The sequence below is a fragment of the ANME-2 cluster archaeon genome, assembly GCA_019429385.1.
GTDB lineage: Archaea > Halobacteriota > Methanosarcinia > Methanosarcinales > Methanocomedenaceae > Methanocomedens_B.
On the sequence record JAHYIS010000013.1, the window covers coordinates 13,659 to 31,106 of the forward strand.

Here is a 17,448-nt window from a genome sequence, read left to right on the forward strand (position 1 = left end):
TTATCCGCGGGTGAGAGTTATTAAAAGCATTGATGAGACGCTTTTCATCGAATTCGATGATGAGAATGCCAACACAACAATAAGTGATGTCCCGGTCATGTTTATGAGCAAAAGGACCATGAGCTCGCTTCTGAAGGGAATGATAGGCGCGCTTGGAATAGGTGCCAGACCACTATTATATACTTCTGGTTATAATGCCGGCTATAAATCTGCGCCTGTGGTCATGGAGCACTGGGATTGTAAGACCCTCGACGAAACATTATCTGCCACAATCCAGCAATTCGCACGTTATGGGTGGCTGCTGTTGAAGGAAGTAACCTTATCCGAAGATGGCAATGAAATAACCTGTAAGGTTGAGAAAAGTTTCGAAAGCCGCGGGTACAACGGCAAGAACGACACTTCCATTTGCAATTTCCTTGAAGGTTTCCTGTGCGGCTATATGGAAATTGTATTTAATAAAGAGAACATGGTGTGTGAAGAAACGACCTGCCAGGCAAAAGGGGATCCTTTCTGCCAGTTTGTGATAAAACATAAGTTCTGGAAAGAGTAGATATTATGGATAACATCCAGGAAATGCTCCATACTGTGCTTCAAGACCTGAAAAGCTTAGCCAACATCGAGGCATTGGTTATTGTGAGTCATCAGGGTCTTACAATCGTTTCTGACGTACCCTACTATGTGCCTGAGGCAAAATTAGCAGCGTTCACTGCTACTATTATGGGTTCTGCTAAAACTGTTATGGAAGAACTGCGCCAGAAGAGTCCCAACATGCTGATGATCAGGTCGATTGATGGTATTATCATATTCATGGACGCAGGAGAGAATGCCATTCTGGGTACCCTGTTTGCTGATGAAGGAAATATAGGTCTTGTCATTGTTGAAATGGAAGGAGCCTGTAAAAAGATCAATGGAATCCTGGAATGAAATACTATGAATACCGGGTTGTTCATTGGTGTGGACCTGGGTAGCAGCATAAAGCGGAAAAGTACCGGCATTGCCAGTATTGTGGAAATACATGGCGAACCCTGGATACTGGCCAGACCTGAACATATAAAATCAGATGATACTCTCATCCATGCTATCATTACCGGTATGAAGGCCGGACATGCACCATGTATCGTGGCCATTGACGCGCCTTTGTCCAGACCTGAACATGGGAGTATGAGGGACTGTGAAAGACGGTTGCGTAAATATGGCATTTCGTGTTACCCTTCAGGTGCCGACTGGGTAAGTGATTGGGTGGATAAAGGGATAGAACTGAAATACTGGTGTGAAAGAACATTTGGTGCCAGGGTGATAGAAGTATATCCTTATGCTGCAAGAAGAGCGCTAAACATAGGTGCCCGCGTCAGGAAGAAATCAAAGAAAGGGCGCCAGATGATCCAGAAAGGGTTGGGTGACATTATACGGGGTATCGATGAAATGGCTGGAGATACATTGCTCTCGGATGATGAACTGGATGCCATATTATCTGCATATACGGCTTACTGCGTTTCATGCGGGAGTTTTCGAAAAATGGATGGAAAAGACGGGACTATCTATATACCCCTTAAACGAGGACTCCACATCATTAATGATTATCAGCCCGATGGAAAACCTGTGCTCAAGGGTGAATAGTCATTTTAAATACTGTGTATGGGACAATACGCTCTGGAAACTCCTTTTGTTAGCTTGCATGGATATTCGGCACAGCTCAAACACGATGTTACGTTTTTATTTATAGCACAATTATAAAACAAACAATTGATAGTAACAGAATTGTCCGCATTCTCAGTCAGACACCCCCTGCAACTTGAAATATACTTATTACATATCTCACAAGCATTGCCACATTTACCATACATGTTGTCCAACATTACACGTCCAGATTTCCTGAATCTATACTTTTATAAATTCTAGTATAAATTTGAAATTATATATATATAATTGTTGCTATGATTTGCGCGCTTTTCGGAAATCACCCTGGACCTGTTTGATATCCTGTAGTATGTCCAAAGTGCCATAAAAGTCAAGCTGACACTGATGATGATTGAAAAAAGATACATGCAGCCGGAAATCGGCTGCGCATTAATTATCCTTAACAGGAACAGCCTGAACCGCACTTGGGTGCATTGGGATTGTTGATCACAAAACCTTTGCCGTGTTCGTTGTCAATATAATCGATCTCTGCGCCATCCAGAGATTCCTGGATGTCTGAGTTCATAAGCAACCTGACACCATTGCTGGTTGTTTCCAGGTCATCATCTTTCTTTGTGTCATCCAGGGTCATCCCGTAACTGAGACCGCTGCAGCCCATACCTGCTATAAAAATACGCAGTGCATGATCCTGTTTATTTTCCTGTTCCAGGAGAGTTTTCAATTCCCCTGCTGCTAATTCTGTTACTTCGATCATTGTATCACATATTTGAGTTGAGTTTGTTCGATACTATACGAACAGTATTTATTCCTGTTTGCTTAAAAAGCTTACGGTCACTCACTTGACTTGAACGTACTTTAATATTACCCTTTTATCTTAAAAGAACCGGGATGCAAGGGTCTGTGTGACCTGGCAGTGTTCAACATGCCCGCAATAGTCGCATGATGCATCATCTGGCCTCTCCGGCAGCCTTCCATCCCTTATTTTCCTGACCCTGCCCGCAAGTGCCAGCACCTTCCGACGGTCTGCATGTCTTATTGGTACTTCACGCACAATACCGTACCTGGCATATTCCACCATGCCTTTCATAACGGCACTGTCATACTTATCTTCAAGCAGAATGGACAGTGCGGTAAGCCGGATGCGGTCATTTTTCCACGCACCGCTTATAGGAGCTTTCCCGGTACGAATTATGGATGGAGTTAAACAGCCGTCAACCATTACCAGCCTGTCAGGACTACCTGACATAACAAGTTTTTCACTATACAGTACAGGTTCACTATCCATTGAAGTGAGAAAATCAAGAAGCTTCTCAATCCCAAAAGCCTGTATTGATGCCTGGATCCCATTCATGATCCCGTCAAGATGCGAGCACACTTCTGAGGTTGCAAGGGATATTGTTTCCGGGTCAATGCCGGCAAGTTCGTCCCGGTATATGGTAGTTACCTGCCGTGCGGACATATCCAGCAGTGACTGCAAAGATGGGAACATTTCTTCAGAGGTTATCACCTCTGCATAATCCTGTGCCATTTCTTTCAGGATAAGAGCTGCTACATAGGATGGAGTGATTGTCTTTTTGGGGTCATGTCCCTGGTACGTATAATAGACCTTGCGAGGACAATTCAAATAATTGCTGATATCCGAAACCCTGACATGATCATCGATATTTACTGACATAATATTCAATATTCATTGACCTTTCAAACTACTCAATGTGAATTTCAATGATTGGCTAATAATATTTTAAGATTGTCTTTTTTCATGCAAAACCATTATATTTGATTAAAATTACAATAGGTAACCCAGTAATACGTTTTAGATAAATCGTATTACTTGAATGGAAATCAACCATTTCACGAGGAATTACATGACTGAGAAAATCGGAATACTGGCACTGGGACATGGAAGCAAGCTCCCACACAATAAAGAAGTAGTAACCGGAGTTGCCAACCTTATCGCTGAGAAATATGAAAATGCGGTTGTCAGGGTCGGATTCATGAACATGAACGGCCCAACCATGGACGAGGGACTGAAAGCCTTTGAGGGTACCGGAGTATCCACCATCGTGGCAGTGCCAATATTCCTGGCACACGGTGTACATACCACAGAAGACATTCCCCAGATACTGGGTATCAGCCGTGAAGACCGCAAGACCACCATCCAGCTCAACGGCAATGATATTACCCTGGTATATGCCGAGCCCCTGGGTGCCGACCCGCTGATAGCAGAACTGGCATACAAGAGGGCACTGGAAGCACTGGATTAACAGCCATGCTGTTCGATGACAAAGATGTCACCGTGCTGGATCTGACCCACGGCGGCATTCCCCTGGCGCAGCACATCGCAAAATATGCACACAGTGTTACAGCCGTTGATGTATATGGCACCACTGATGAGGGTGTCCTGGCCGGGCTCGAACGCTCTGGCATACATGTTATCAGGGAAACAGCTAATAATACTAACATTACTACAAAGCATAATACTGACCTGATAGTGGCTCCGGTGCACCTTGACCCTGCATTCCTACCCGGTGCCGGTGGACATACTATTATCACGCACCACCAGGCAGTGGGGGAACTGCTATCCGGTCTTACCTCTAATACCCGTATTGTGGAAATAACAGGGACCGGTGCCAAGACCAGTACTGCAACACTTCTGGCAGACATGGCATCGCGCAACCTGTCCGTGGTCTCCCATACCAGCCGGGGAATGGAACACTGGATGAAGGGCGTGCCGACAAAGGTGCATCACGGCCTGAGCATAACCCCGGGCAGTATCCTTGAGGCACTGGAACATAGCACCGGTATTCAAGCCGACCTGTACATCTTTGAAGTATCACTCGGAGGTACAGGAATGGCGGATATAGGCATCATCACCAGCCTTGATAACGAGTACACCATAGCAAAGGGCCGCAGTACGTCCACTGCAGCAAAACTGCAGATGGTCAATAAGGCAAAGCCGGGCAGCACCCTGCTTGTGAATGCCTCAGCAGGTCACTTAACCCCCCCTGAGAACGTGGATATCATTACCTTCAGTGATACTACGGATGCAGATGTGTACCTGGAGCGTTCCCCCGGGGGCATCTGGACCGTACATTCAAATCGCGGCGGAACCATCAGGTTTACCCCGAATTCCGGTTATGATGCGGGTGCCTATTCTACTGCTATTGTATGTGCAGTTGCCGCCGCCAGGCTCCTGCACGTGGAGGATGCAAAGATAGAATCCGCGCTGATGGATTTTGCAGGAGTGCACGGCAGGATGCGGGTCGTGGAATGGGCAGGCCGCAGGATGGTGGATAACTCCAATTCAGGTATGACCATCAGGTCGGTTCGGCAAGCCCTGGATTATTCAAATGGCCTGGTTTCCAGTCATGACCGCAAGGTCCTTATCCTCGGGGAGGAAGCAAAACAGGTCTGCGAAGGACTTGACCCCACAGATGCCGCTCATTTTATTGACAATAGAGGGAACGAACTTGATACGATTATACTGGTTGGCGAGCGGATGCGAAACATTCAGGGCGGGAACGTCCGGACTGCCGCCAGCCTTGAAAGTGCCATCGAGATGGCTGAATCACTGACCAGCGAAAATGATATTATTATTTCATGCATCAAATGCTTTAGATAAAAGAGGAAATTACCATGAGCCCTGTACCCTTAACCAAAGAACCCACCATTTTGCACCCCAGACCCAGTTCCATCGTGGCAGCTCTGTACACGTTGCGTGACCTTGACGTGGACGTGGTCATACTCCACGGCCCGCCCGGTTGCAGTTTCAAACATGCCAGGCTCCTGGAAGAGGATGGGCTGCGAGTGGTGACCACTGCCCTTGACGAATCAGGTTTCGTGTTCGGTGGCCATGAACAGCTGGTCGACCTGCTGAGGCGGGTCATTGAGATGTTCAACCCGAAACGGATAGGCATCGTGGGAACCTGTGCCAGCATGATAATCGGAGAAGAACTGCACGATGCAGTGCTTGAGGTAAATCCCGACGTGCCTGTTATCGAAGTGGAAGTACATGCAGGTTATCCCAACAATACCAAAGGTGTTATCATTACCCTGGAATCGGCACTTGCCGCCGGTATACTCAGCGAGGAGGAGTTCCAGCGCCAGAAGATACTGTTAAAGGAGGCAACCGAGGTCGAGAAACGGCACGGTGCTGCCAGCAAGGCATACCTGGAACCCAGCCGTGGCGATACCAAGTATACGGTAGCAAAGCGCATTATCCAGTTGCTCAAGGAAGGCAAGAAAGGTATCACCATCCTGAACGCCAAAAAGGAAACCGGGTACATGTTCGCTGATATCAATGTGGCAGTGAACCAGGCCGCCAGGGAACTGGGTTCGACATCAGAAATAATCAATATGGCGAACCTGGACGAGAACCTGGGCCTGGACAGGGTCAGGGACCATGCCCGCAATATCAACCGCGACCTTAAGGAAATGGGTATTGAGATACATGAGGTCATAGGCGGGCTGGATGAATATCCCATCGCAGGTGAGACCGTGAACCGGCTGCTTGCCGGGAAATATCAGGGTTTTGATTTTGCCGTGATAACCGGCGTGCCCCATGCCATTCCCATGGACAACATGCAGGGTATGGAGGTCATCTCAGTGACCAATGGACCCAGGCAGGTGGTGCCGCTCAAGGAAATGGGACATGAACATGTCGTGGTGGAGATAGACCTGCATCCCAAGACCCTGGGTGTCAGCACTATTATAGAATCCGAGTTCGGTGCCACGCTGCGCCAGCTGGTACGGGAGGAAAAAGAGTGAAACAGATTGCCATTTATGGAAAGGGCGGTATCGGCAAGAGCAGTACCGCGTCAAATGTGGCTGCCGCCTGTGCTGATGAAGGATACAGGGTCACCATTATCGGCTGTGACCCCAAGAGCGATTCGTCGATCACCCTGCTGGGCGGTCACCGCATACCCACGGTCATGGAATTGATGCAGCAGGGTATGGAGATCACAGAGAATGAAGTGGTCTTTGAAGGGTACAAAGGTGTCAGGTGCGTGGAAGTGGGCGGGCCTGAACCAGGTATAGGCTGTGCGGGCAGGGGTATTATTGTAGCCATCAAGATGCTGCAAAATATATCCTCGGTGATGCAGGACAGCGACCTTATCATCTACGACGTGCCCGGCGATATCGTATGCGGGGGGTTTGCTGCCCCTATTCGCAAGGGGCTGGTCAGCGAGACCTATGTGCTCACATCAGGCGAATACATGCCCCTGTATGCAGCCAATAACATCTGCAAAGGATTTGCCAGGCTGGGCAATCCGCTCAACGGTGTCATATGTAACAGCCGCAATGCAGAGAATGAAGAGAATATTGTCAGGGCCTTTGCTGAAGAACTGGGCAGTGAACTGCTGGCCTTCATCCCAAAGGTGGACCTGGTCCAGACCTGTGAAAGGGCAGGATATTCTGTAATCGAGAAGGAGCCTGATAGTGACATTGCCGGAGTGTACCGCAAACTTGGACGGGCCATTATGGAGCGGGATGTTGCCTGTGAACCAAAGCCACTGACTGATGAGCGGCTGAGGGAACTGACCGGTTAACTCGTATCCCTTTTCAATACATTTTTAATATATTGGAATACATCGATATTGTGATTGACCATGATACAAGATATCTATGATGTAGATTTTCCCTGCAAACGCATAAAAGTGATAATTGAACAGATCGTACCCGATATTGTTATGCGCTGGAAGTCCCAGAAAATGGATGAAGAAGAGATCAATAAGAACCTGGGCAATCGCCGCAGGCGGGCATATAAGTTACTTGAGAAATGCCGCTCGAACAACTATACCCCGGAAGTAATTGAAGAAAAGTTCAAATGGGCGTATAAGGAATTGAAACTGGATTATCCTTTTTCTGAGCAGCCCTGAACCATGAATAAGCAATTAGAAACATTTATTTAACTTCTCCTCTTATCAACTGCGGTGATTTATTGGTAGGCGTTAAGCGTGCTCTTCTTAGTGTATCAGATAAGACGGGAATCGTTGATTTTGCACAAGCACTTGCCGATACAGGTGTTGAGATTATCTCCACGGGCGGTACTGCCCGCACTCTCAGGGATGCAGGCATAACGGTGAAAGATGTATCTGAGATAACCGGTTTTCCCGAAATGATGGATGGCAGGGTCAAGACACTGCACCCCTTGATACACGGTGGACTGCTGTGCCTGCGGGATAACAACGAGCATGTGGCACAGGCGCAACAACATGATATACAATGTATTGACCTGGTCGCTGTCAACCTGTATCCTTTCAGGGAAACTGTCGCGATAAAAGATGTCAACCTTGAAGATGCCATCGAGAACATAGATATCGGCGGACCTACCCTTGTACGCGCATCGGCAAAGAACTACAAGCATGTCGCAATTGTCACTGACCCGGCCGACTACCGGACCATTATTGCGGAACTCCGGACTGGTAGTGAAGTCTCACCTTCCACCAGGGAAAAACTGGCAGTCAAAGCCTTCAGGCACACTGCCGATTATGATTCCGCGATAGACACCTACCTCAGCAAACAACTGGCAGGCGAGGATATCCTGAGGCTGAAGTTCGTCTCGGGCAAAACGCTGCGGTATGGCGAGAACTGGCACCAGTGGGCCAAATTCTTTTCACAGCCGGATGTAGAGGGAGCATCGCTCTCAAAGGCCGTGCAGCATCACGGCAAGGAGATGTCCTATAACAATTATGTCGATGCCGATAATGCCATGCAGACCATAATGGAACTGCGGGATGTGCCTGCGGCCTGTGTGGTCAAACACAATAATCCCTGCGGACTGGCTACCGGAGATACGCTTCGGATTGCGCTCTCGGCGGCATGGGACGGTGACCCCATATCAGCGTTTGGCAGTATCATCTGTTTCAACAGGACCGTGGACCTGGACACTGCCACCTTCATGAAAGGAAAATTCGTCGAACTCATACTGGCGCCCGGGTTTGAACCGGACGCGCTTGAATTCTTGAAAGAGAAGAGCAAGGATATCCGCCTCCTGGAGTTACCTGAAATGGACGAAGGCATCAGGGTGGAGAGCAGGTTCACCCATATCATGGGCGGAATGCTGCAGCAGTCCAGGGACATTGGCGTGTTCGAGAAATGGGATGTTGTCAGCGAACATGATTTCCCGGAATCAAAACGCGGCCTGGCAACGTTCTCAATGATAGCCTGCAAGCGGACAAAATCCAATTCGGTCATTATTGCCCGGGAATACTCAAAGGGCAGGTACATGGTGCTGGGTATGGGTGCCGGACAGCCCAACCGCGTGGATTCCATACGCAAACTGGCGATCACCAAGGTCTGGGAAAATCTTGGAGTGATATATGAGAACGAAAAACCTGGTATTCCATATGACGATTACGTAAATGAGGTTATGTCTGAATGCGTACTCTCATCAGATGCGTTCTTCCCCTTTGATGACAGCATCATCCATTCGGCAGAGAATCACATCCGGTATATTGTTTCACCAGGCGGAAGCATACGGGATGAAGAGGTCATTGCTACTGCAAACAGGCTTGGAGTATCGCTGGTGTTCACAGGGATGCGCCATTTCAATCATTAAAAGTGAGGGAATACTATGAAAGAAGATAAAGGATTCAATAACTATTACATTGCATTGATACTGCTGGCAGCAGTCCTTGTTGTTATGATGTTCCTGTCAAACAATGCGGGTGGGCCGGTCGTGGAAGTGGGTGATACGGTGACAATGGATTATACCGGCACGTTTTTGGACGGCACGATTTTTGACACCTCTGACCCTGAAATTGCCATCGGTGCCGGCCTCTATGAACCTGGACGCCCCTACGAGCCCCTGGTATTCACGGTCGGCAGCGGCAGGATGATAAAAGGTGTGGATAGCGGTGTATTGGGTATGAAAGAAGGTGAGCGCAGAACCCTGACAATTCCGCCAGAGATGGCATACGGCCAGACCGACCCGGCCAGGATACAGGTAATCCCGCTCAGTGATGAAACTCCGATAGAACAGACCTTCCCCCGGATCACTGAAATGCCTGCATTCCAGTTCAACATGAGTTTTGGAACAGAACATAAGGTTGGAGATACTATCCAGTTACCTGGTTCAACGATTAATCTGACCATTGTGAAAATGGGCGATACTGTTAACCTGTCCTTTGCCCTGGGTGTAGGGGAAAGTTTCTCATCCGAAGACCTGCCATGGAACGAAACCGTCGTGGCTGTCAATTCCACTCATGTAACTATCAGGCACCAGGTGAAAGTAGGCGACGTCCATACCTTCCAGGGAACCCCGTGGAATACCACGGTGATAGATATCACTGGCAAGAACATGACTATACGGCATAATCCCATCCCGGACACCACCGTCCAGACCGCATACGGGCCAATCCAGGTACATTTCGATGAAACAGGTATCACTCTGGACCAAAATTCCATGATGGCAGGAAAGACACTGGTATTCGATATCAAGATAGTGTCTATAGAAAAGGGAGATGCAGAGTAATTAGCATCGTTTTTACCGATGGCAGGTAGCAACAACAAGCTGTTGCCTGCCAGTTATTTTTCATGTTTCTGTTATCAGCGCTTTTTTTTAATTCAGTTTGACACCGGTAATACTGGTAATATCATTGTCCTGCATGGTGACCCCGATGGTCCGCTCAGCAGCCTGGACCATTGGCTTTCGCAGGCTCACAACAATGAACTGTGCTGTTTTGGATGACTCCTTGATCCGTTTTGCCATCTTTTCCGCATTGGCGCCATCAAGGTTCATATCCACCTCATCGAACGCGTAGAACGGTGCAGGACGGTACTGCTGGATTGAAAACAGCAGGGTCATTGATATCAGACTCTTCTCCCCGCCCGAGCGGGACTCCATGCGCTGCAGGGTCTTGTCCTTTGGCTGGACCTTCATAGTCAGACCGCCTGCGAAGGGGTCTTCTTCATTCTCCAGTATCAGTTCCCCTGGTCCGTCCGAAAGTTCAGGGAATATAACCTTGAAATGCTCGTTAATACCGTTAAAACATTCCATGAACGCCTGTTTTTTCATCTGCTCGTACTTGTGGATTCGTTCCAGTATTTCCTCAAGTTCATGGTTCAGGGTATCCCTGCGCTCTTTCAGATCCTTGCTGCGCCGTTCAACCTCATCATATTCGTCAATGGCACGCATATTCACAGGCTCCAGTTTGGTCATGGCCCGGACAATGGACCCTATGCGGGTCTGCACTTCCTCCAGTGTGGGCACCTCATCGGTCAGTTCCACGCCTCGTTCATCCAGTTCAGACCTGAACTCCTTAATCTGTTCAGCAAGAGTGTCACGCGTGGCATGTAACGCCATCATCTGGCGCCGGGAATTCTCCAGCCTGACCTTGACCTCCTCCAACTGCTTCTGCCATGCACTGAATTCCATTTGCAGGTCTTCACGGCGTTTTCGCATCTCTGCAAGTTCACCGTCCAGTTCCTGCTCGCGTTGTATCTTGTCATCGAGGGATGTATCAAGTTCATCTATCGTAATGCGCAACTCGGTGATCTTTTTACGCAGTTCCTCTTTCCTGCCATCCAGTTCAGCAAGCCGCACTTTGATCTCTTCAGTTTTATCGGTCGCGAATTTGGATTCGGTTTCCAGGTTGTTGATGTTACCCTCAATATCCCTGGTACGGTTCTCCAGCCTGCGTATCTCGTCCTCTATCCGCTGTGCCTGTTCGTTGAGTTCAGGTACTTTTGAACCCTTTAACTGCTCTTCCAGCTCTCCGGCCTTATCTGCAAGTTTTGCGATCTCCTGCTCAACTGTCTGCTTGCTATCCTCGATACCTTCCATCTCACCACGCAGTTGTGCACGGCCGGCCTCGATCTCAGCCCGCTCTGCTTCCTTCTCGGTGATAAGGGCAGTGAGTCTCTCACCGCGGCTGTTTATCTCTTCTATGGCCATCTGCTTTTTGGCGATCCCGGTTTCCAGTTCCCTCATCTCTGTCTGGACCGAAGCGATATGCCCCTCTACACTGTCCAGTTTGTTAATGGCAGCACTGCGCCGTGATTCGTATTCAGTTATCTGCTCGGCCAGTTTAGTGATCTTATCCTCCTCAGTTGCTGCAAAGGACACGCCGCTACGGCCACGACTACCTCCGGTCATCGCACCGCTTTTCTCGACGACCTCTCCTTCCAGGGTCACCATGCGAAGCCCGCCCATCAACCGCCTTGCAGTCTCCAGGTCTTCCACCACAATGGTGTCCCTGAACACATAGTTGAACGCGGATTCGAACTTTGCATCATAATCTACCAGGTCAATGGCATAACCTATTACGCCCGACATTTTAGATACATCACGAAAACCTGAAGCACCTGACATCTTGTTCAACGGCAGGAATGTAGCCCTGCCGCCCTGCTGGCGCTTGAGGAACGATATGGCGCGGGATGCATCCTCATCTGTATCCACCACAATGCTCTGCATACGACCGCCCGCAGCTACTTCCAGTGCAATTGCATATTCCTGGTCAACCTTACCCAGCTGGGCGATGGTACCGTAGATACCGGGCAGCTCCCTCATATCCTTGGCCTTGAGTATCTTCTCCACTGCATTGCTGTATCCTGAGACTTCCTTTGCGGCCCGTATCCTGGCTTCAGCGGTCATGTACTCCTGCTGCAGTCCCCTCAGGGTATCATCCAGGTCCTTTTGTACGCTCCTGAGCTGCGCGCGGTTGGATTCAAGGTCATCCATATCACCCGAGAGTTCGGCCATCTGCTTGTTCAGGGCTTCTATCTCCTGCTCGACATCCTCCCGGTCATCGTCGGCAGACTTGATCTTGCGTTTGGAATCTTCGATATCTTCCTCGATATCCTTGAGCTCAGCACTGCGCCGCCGCATGGCATCCAGCAGGCGGTCCTCCTGGCGCATCATTTCATTCTTGCGGTTGCGGGCCTCTTCAAGGTCATTTTTCACCTGTGACAGTTCATCCCTGGTCTGGACAAAACGGGAATCCACTTCTGCTATCTTACTGCGCAATATCAGCAACTGGGTACGCTGGTCCTCTATCTCGCTGGCAATACCAAGCTTGCGATTGTTCTCTTCCTCGATCTTCGATGAGAGTTCGGACATTTTCCCCTTGATACCGTCAATATCGATGAGCCCCTTCCTGCGCTGGGTGTCCATATCAGATATCTCTGATTCGGTAAGGGTAATGGTATTCTGGCTGAGGGCGATTTTACCTTTTATCTCCTCTATCTGCCGCTTTATTGCTAATTGCTCGTCCTCGCCCATGCTGGTTATCTGCTTATTGAGGTCCTTTAGCGCAGATTCCAAATCGGCCATCTTAGCCTGTTTTTCCTTGAACAGCGCTTCCAGTTCGATCTCACTCCCAAGTCGTGAACTTATCTCCTGGACTATTTTATCAAATTCATTTTGCGCATCCTTGAATTTGGAGAGCAGCATGTAGCCTTCGAACCGTAGTTTCTCTTCCTGCAGACTCTGGTACTTCAATGCCTGGTCCCGCTCACGCTGCAGTTTATCCAGCTGGGCATCAACCTCTGCCAGTATGATATCCACGCGTTCGATACGCTCCTTGACAATATCCAGTTCACTCATGGCGCGTTCTTTCTTGTTATCGAACTCTGAGACACCTGCTATCTCATCAATGATCTTGCGCCGCTCGTTGGCTGTCATCTGGGTGATATTGGCAACATCACCCTGCATCACCACATTATACCCTTCGGGAGTTATCCTGGCCTTGGCAAGGATGTTATGGATTTCGGTGAGAGTTGCCGCTTTTTCATTAAAATAGTAATAACTGTAATATCCTGAATTGGTCTGCCGGATTTTCCGTGCGATAACAACTTCATCAGTATCCACAGGCATTACGCGGTCTGAGTTATCGAAACGTATCGTGACCTGGGCAAAATCAGGTTTTTTCTTTCCTTCCCCGTTATAGATGAGGTCAGTAAGTTTTTCAGCACGCATTATCCTTGAACTGGAAAGACCGAGACAGAAGAGTATGCCATCCACAATATTGGATTTGCCGCTACCATTAGGTCCAGAGATGGTAGTAAAACCATCATAGAAAGGAATCTTTACTTTCCTTCCAAAAGACTTGAAATTCTGGAATTCTATTTCTTTTATATGCACCTGATACCTCGTGATGCACGTATGCATTTTAGGATGTTTTTCGCAGTATATTAGTATGACTTTATGTACTCACGTAACCATAAGCGTCAGTAAGCTATTCTTTGTTACAACTCTACTATTTCCTGTATTCGATTACGACATCTTCATCGTCTCTTGCCTCGACAACGAGATCGTCCTTGCGGGATGACCTTGAGGGAGTATTTCCCGCTATGATAATGTCCTTTTTCTTTTTTTCGTCTTGTGTTTCTTTTTTCGGAACACGGGTGTCCTCGCTCTCTGCTATGATGTACTGGGATTTCGGCACCGCAACTTCTTCCTGTACAGCTTTCTTGTCACTTTTCCGCGTTTTTTCATACCAGTTTGACAAGGTATTTGTTTTTTCTGCCAGGTCACCTGTCTGGGCCTGGTTTTCAACATCATTCTTCAGGTACTTTTTCTTCAGGTCCTGGATAATGGTTTTCTGGTCAAGCAGTTCTTTCATTACGCCATCAAAGGACAGTCCTATGTCCCGGACCTTTGTTTCAATTGCAGAGATCCTCTTATCAAAGTCAAGGTCATCTTTCATACCTTCCCTCAGTTCACTTATAATGGATTCCTTGAGTGAATCGTTCAGTTCACTGATCTCCCGTTCCCTGGCCACTAACTTCTGCTCAAGACGTTCAATCAGAATATCCCTGTTCTCATTTATCACAAAATCCCCTCTTTTAACTTCATATTAAATTTACTATGTGAGTCATGTTACTAAAATAATTTGTGGTAATAGCTTCACAGGATCCGGTCGTTCTTCTAAAACGGCATTAAGGTGATACACGCTTGCGGTCTCTCGGGAACAGTACAACATCCCTGATATTATCCACATCCAGCATGGTCATGACCAGCCGATCCGCTCCAAGTCCCCAACCAGAATGTGGCGGGATGCCGTATTTGAAAGCTTTCAGGTAGAAATCAAACCCGTCAGGATTCAGGCCCTGGTCCTGTATGCGCTGGCGCAGCATGTCGTGGTCGTGTATACGCTGGGCACCTGATGAGAGTTCCATGCGGGGATGCATCATATCAAAAGCCTTGGTGAGTTTGGGATTATCCTCATAAGGCAGGGTGTAGTAGGGTTTTATCGCGGTGGGCCAGTCCTTGATAAAGTAATGCTCGCCCATGACCGAGCCGATGACCTTCTCGGCACTGGTGCTCAGGTCGTCGCCCCATTCCAGCAGTTCCTTTGAGTGCTCGTTGTTGATATCAATTGCCTCATCATAGGTCAGACGCCTGAATGGTGCCTTCGGGATCACCAGTTCCTTGCCAAGTATATTCAGACTGGTTGCACACTTGACGGCCACGCTTTCATAGACATGGACAATGAGGTTCTCAAGTAACTGCATTACATCCTCGTGGTCAAGGAAACTTGCCTCGATATCGATACTGGTGGCCTCGTTCAGGTGACGCGTGGTGTCGTGTTCCTCTGCCCTGAATATGGGTCCTATCTCGAATACCCGGTCCATGCCGCCGCTCATCATTATCTGCTTGAACAGCTGGGGACTCTGGTTCAGGAATGCTTCGGAATCGAAATAGGTTATCGGGAAGAGTGCTGTGCCGCCTTCTGTGGCAGTAGCTACCACTTTTGGCGTGTTGATCTCAAGGAAGCCTTGCTGCTCCAGGAAATTCCTGACTGCAGAGAGTGTCTGGTGGCGTATCCGGAAGACTGCATTGACGTGAGGGCGGCGCACGTCCATGAAACGGTTGTCCAGCCTGGTATCGAGTTCGGCGTTCACTTTGCCTGTGGTGTCCATGGGCAGGGGGGATTGGGCAGGATTTAGCAGGTTGATGCGTGAGGGGACCAGTTCATAGCCTCCGGGGGCTTTGGCTTCCAGTTTGACCGAACCTTCCACGAGAATGACTGATTCGCGGCTCAGGGACTTGGCCATTTCAAGTACCTGGGGATTGATGGTCTTTTTGAACATGGTCAGCTGTGCCATACCTTCGCGGTCCCTTAGTATAAGGAACATGATGCCGCCCAGGTCGCGTATCTCGTGGACCCAGCCTGCAAGTTTTACGGTCTGGCCGTCCATTTCCCGGGTTACCTGTGATGTGTAGTGTGTTCGTCTGAATTCCATGTGGATACCTTTTGAAAATTGATCAAGATCTTGATTATTGGTTTTGTTGTAGTACATAAAGTATAACTTTTTGTACTCAAGTTAATCCGGCCGAAGGGAATATTTTCTTGTCCTTTGATGTATTTATTATATAATTAAACTACGGTCTCCATGAGAGATGAGTAAACGAGGGCATTCATTGTAATACATTATAATTAAACGACATTATCGATCATCTATCTCAAATATTCTGTGTGCCCCGGCTGATAATATCTACATAGTTGGCAAAAAAATACTTTTTATATCTCTTCTTTCCTGTTATTTCCCGTAAAATGCCGAGTTTTTCAAATTTCTTCACCAGTTCATTTACCGATACTGTGGAGATGTTCAAGGTCTCAACGATATCACTACTGCTGACGAGTGGCCTGTCGAACAGGAAGTCCAGCATTTTCACAGCATAAATACTTGATATGGAATTTTCATACAGTTTCAATATCAGGTCTTCCTTTAATTTGATGATCTCCCTTGCAGTATTTGCAGCCTCCTGTGATGTTTCGCTGACACCTTTCAAAAAGAACTTTATCCAGTCTTCCCATGCCCCTTCTGTGCGCACGTTCATCAGCAGGTCGTAATATTCATTCCTGTTGTTCTTCAGGTAGAAGCTCAGGTACAGCAGGGGTTTTGACAGTATCTCTCTCCAGACAAGGTAGAACGAGATAAGGAGTCTTCCTATCCTTCCGTTACCATCCAGGAACGGGTGGATCGTCTCGAACTGGGCATGTATCAATGCGATCTTGACGAGGGGCGGGATGTTATCTTTCATGTGGAAGAACCGTTCAAGTTCTTCCATTGCATGCTGGACCATATCCGGAGGCGGCGGGACAAATCGTGCGTCATGTACCGAAGCCCCTGGTGTGCCGATATAGTTCTGGAAGGCCCGAAACTCACCGGGGTCGAGGTTAGCACCTCTGGCACCCTCAAGCAGTATTTTATGGATATCTTTTATAAGGTCCAGGGATACGGGATGATCGTCAAGTTTCTTTATACCGTAATTCAGCGCTTTAACGTAATTCACTACTTCCTTGATATCCTGTATATCGTCTTTTGGCAAAAGGTCGGCTTCAAATTCCAGGACTCCTTCCAGGGATGCCTGGGTTCCTTCTATCTGTGAGCTCAAAAGGGCCTCTTTTTTCACATACATGGCAATGAAGAGGTCAGGATTTGGCAATACCGTGGTTATACCGTCCAGACGTGCAAGGTTCCGGTCCGCCTTTGACAGCAGCGAATGAAGCTCGTCATCATATTCTAAGGGAGGGTCAGGCGGCAGGCTTTTTGGGATGAAGGCTCGATAGCCTGCGGGAAGCATTTCATATATTCCGGCTCTGTTGTCCATACGATACCTTTCCTTTCCTTATCTGTACTATACGAGTTATAAGTTAATGAAAGTTAACTTAAAATGAGATATATCTTTCTAAGTAAAGATAGGTTGATTGAGATGGGGATTTTTGTGGGATAGATAACCTGGCTTTCCTTCGATTGGATGGTTGATGGTTAAGTTAAGGATGGTTTGCTTAAAACGGAGTGCGACTTTCTAAGTACGGTTGGATTATATTATCTGCTTTGTTTTTGATTTATGGGATT

Annotated in this window: 17 protein-coding genes; 10 read left to right on the plus strand and 7 right to left on the minus strand. The window is 48.0% G+C overall.

The window, feature by feature from the left end:
* Positions 1–10 precede the first annotated feature (10 nt).
* From K0A89_06105 to K0A89_06115, 3 genes are read left to right on the plus strand one after another with little or no spacing between them, the layout of a single operon-like run.
* Positions 11–550, plus strand: a complete 540-nt coding sequence (locus tag K0A89_06105; protein ID MBW6518056.1) for a XylR N-terminal domain-containing protein — start codon at positions 11–13, stop codon at positions 548–550.
* Between the two features lie 5 nt (positions 551–555).
* Positions 556–924, plus strand: a complete 369-nt coding sequence (locus tag K0A89_06110; GenBank protein MBW6518057.1) for a roadblock/LC7 domain-containing protein — start codon at positions 556–558, stop codon at positions 922–924.
* Between the two features lie 6 nt (positions 925–930).
* Complete coding sequence (locus tag K0A89_06115) at positions 931–1,617, plus strand: DUF429 domain-containing protein (GenBank protein MBW6518058.1); 687 nt, start codon at positions 931–933, stop codon at positions 1,615–1,617.
* Positions 1,618–1,622: 5 nt separating this feature from the next.
* On the opposite strand, the gene K0A89_06120 is transcribed toward K0A89_06115, so the two are convergent.
* The 3 genes from K0A89_06120 to K0A89_06130 all read right to left on the minus strand — a co-directional run bounded on the left by K0A89_06120 (position 1,623) and on the right by K0A89_06130 (position 3,313).
* Complete coding sequence (locus K0A89_06120) at positions 1,623–1,856, minus strand: DUF3795 domain-containing protein (GenBank protein ID MBW6518059.1); 234 nt, start codon at positions 1,854–1,856, stop codon at positions 1,623–1,625.
* Positions 1,857–2,077: 221 nt separating this feature from the next.
* The gene (locus tag K0A89_06125) at positions 2,078–2,392 is read right to left on the minus strand and encodes an iron-sulfur cluster assembly accessory protein (protein MBW6518060.1); all 315 of its coding nucleotides are present in this window, start codon (positions 2,390–2,392) and stop codon (positions 2,078–2,080) included.
* A gap of 120 nt (positions 2,393–2,512) precedes the next feature.
* Positions 2,513–3,313: a hypothetical protein gene (locus K0A89_06130; protein MBW6518061.1), complete on the minus strand. Its 801-nt coding sequence runs from the start codon at positions 3,311–3,313 to the stop codon at positions 2,513–2,515.
* 190 nt (positions 3,314–3,503) lie between these two features.
* Between K0A89_06130 and cfbA the strand changes: the two genes are divergently transcribed.
* The 7 genes from cfbA to K0A89_06165 are packed head-to-tail and all read left to right on the plus strand — an operon-like array spanning position 3,504 to position 10,114.
* Complete coding sequence (cfbA, locus tag K0A89_06135) at positions 3,504–3,902, plus strand: sirohydrochlorin nickelochelatase (protein MBW6518062.1); 399 nt, start codon at positions 3,504–3,506, stop codon at positions 3,900–3,902.
* 5 nt (positions 3,903–3,907) lie between these two features.
* Positions 3,908–5,260, plus strand: a complete 1,353-nt coding sequence (cfbE, locus tag K0A89_06140) for a coenzyme F430 synthase (protein MBW6518063.1) — start codon at positions 3,908–3,910, stop codon at positions 5,258–5,260.
* A 14-nt stretch (positions 5,261–5,274) separates the two neighbouring features.
* Positions 5,275–6,405, plus strand: coding sequence for a Ni-sirohydrochlorin a,c-diamide reductive cyclase catalytic subunit (gene cfbD / locus K0A89_06145; protein MBW6518064.1), 1,131 nt, complete (start codon positions 5,275–5,277; stop codon positions 6,403–6,405).
* Complete coding sequence (cfbC, locus tag K0A89_06150) at positions 6,354–7,187, plus strand: Ni-sirohydrochlorin a,c-diamide reductive cyclase ATP-dependent reductase subunit (GenBank protein ID MBW6518065.1); 834 nt, start codon at positions 6,354–6,356, stop codon at positions 7,185–7,187. Before cfbD ends, cfbC begins: the two co-directional genes overlap by 52 nt.
* 60 nt (positions 7,188–7,247) lie before the next feature.
* Positions 7,248–7,517, plus strand: a complete 270-nt coding sequence (locus K0A89_06155) for a hypothetical protein (GenBank protein MBW6518066.1) — start codon at positions 7,248–7,250, stop codon at positions 7,515–7,517.
* Positions 7,518–7,561: 44 nt separating this feature from the next.
* Positions 7,562–9,199 carry a bifunctional phosphoribosylaminoimidazolecarboxamide formyltransferase/IMP cyclohydrolase gene (gene purH / locus K0A89_06160; GenBank protein ID MBW6518067.1) on the plus strand — a complete coding sequence of 546 codons (1,638 nt, stop codon included), beginning with the start codon at positions 7,562–7,564 and terminating at the stop codon, positions 9,197–9,199.
* A gap of 15 nt (positions 9,200–9,214) precedes the next feature.
* The gene (locus K0A89_06165) at positions 9,215–10,114 is read left to right on the plus strand and encodes an FKBP-type peptidyl-prolyl cis-trans isomerase (GenBank protein MBW6518068.1); all 900 of its coding nucleotides are present in this window, start codon (positions 9,215–9,217) and stop codon (positions 10,112–10,114) included.
* 87 nt (positions 10,115–10,201) lie between these two features.
* Here K0A89_06165 and smc read toward each other — a convergent pair whose 3' ends face one another.
* The 4 genes from smc to K0A89_06185 all read right to left on the minus strand — a co-directional run bounded on the left by smc (position 10,202) and on the right by K0A89_06185 (position 17,200).
* Positions 10,202–13,723: a chromosome segregation protein SMC gene (gene smc / locus K0A89_06170; protein ID MBW6518069.1), complete on the minus strand. Its 3,522-nt coding sequence runs from the start codon at positions 13,721–13,723 to the stop codon at positions 10,202–10,204.
* Between the two features lie 115 nt (positions 13,724–13,838).
* A complete protein-coding gene (locus K0A89_06175; protein ID MBW6518070.1) occupies positions 13,839–14,414 on the minus strand; it encodes a hypothetical protein in 576 nt (191 codons plus the stop codon).
* A gap of 106 nt (positions 14,415–14,520) precedes the next feature.
* Entirely contained in the window at positions 14,521–15,828 is a 1,308-nt protein-coding gene (gene aspS, locus K0A89_06180) for an aspartate--tRNA(Asn) ligase (protein MBW6518071.1), read from the minus strand.
* A 220-nt stretch (positions 15,829–16,048) separates the two neighbouring features.
* Entirely contained in the window at positions 16,049–17,200 is a 1,152-nt protein-coding gene (locus K0A89_06185; GenBank protein MBW6518072.1) for a Fic family protein, read from the minus strand.
* Between the last annotated feature and the right edge of the window lie 248 nt (positions 17,201–17,448).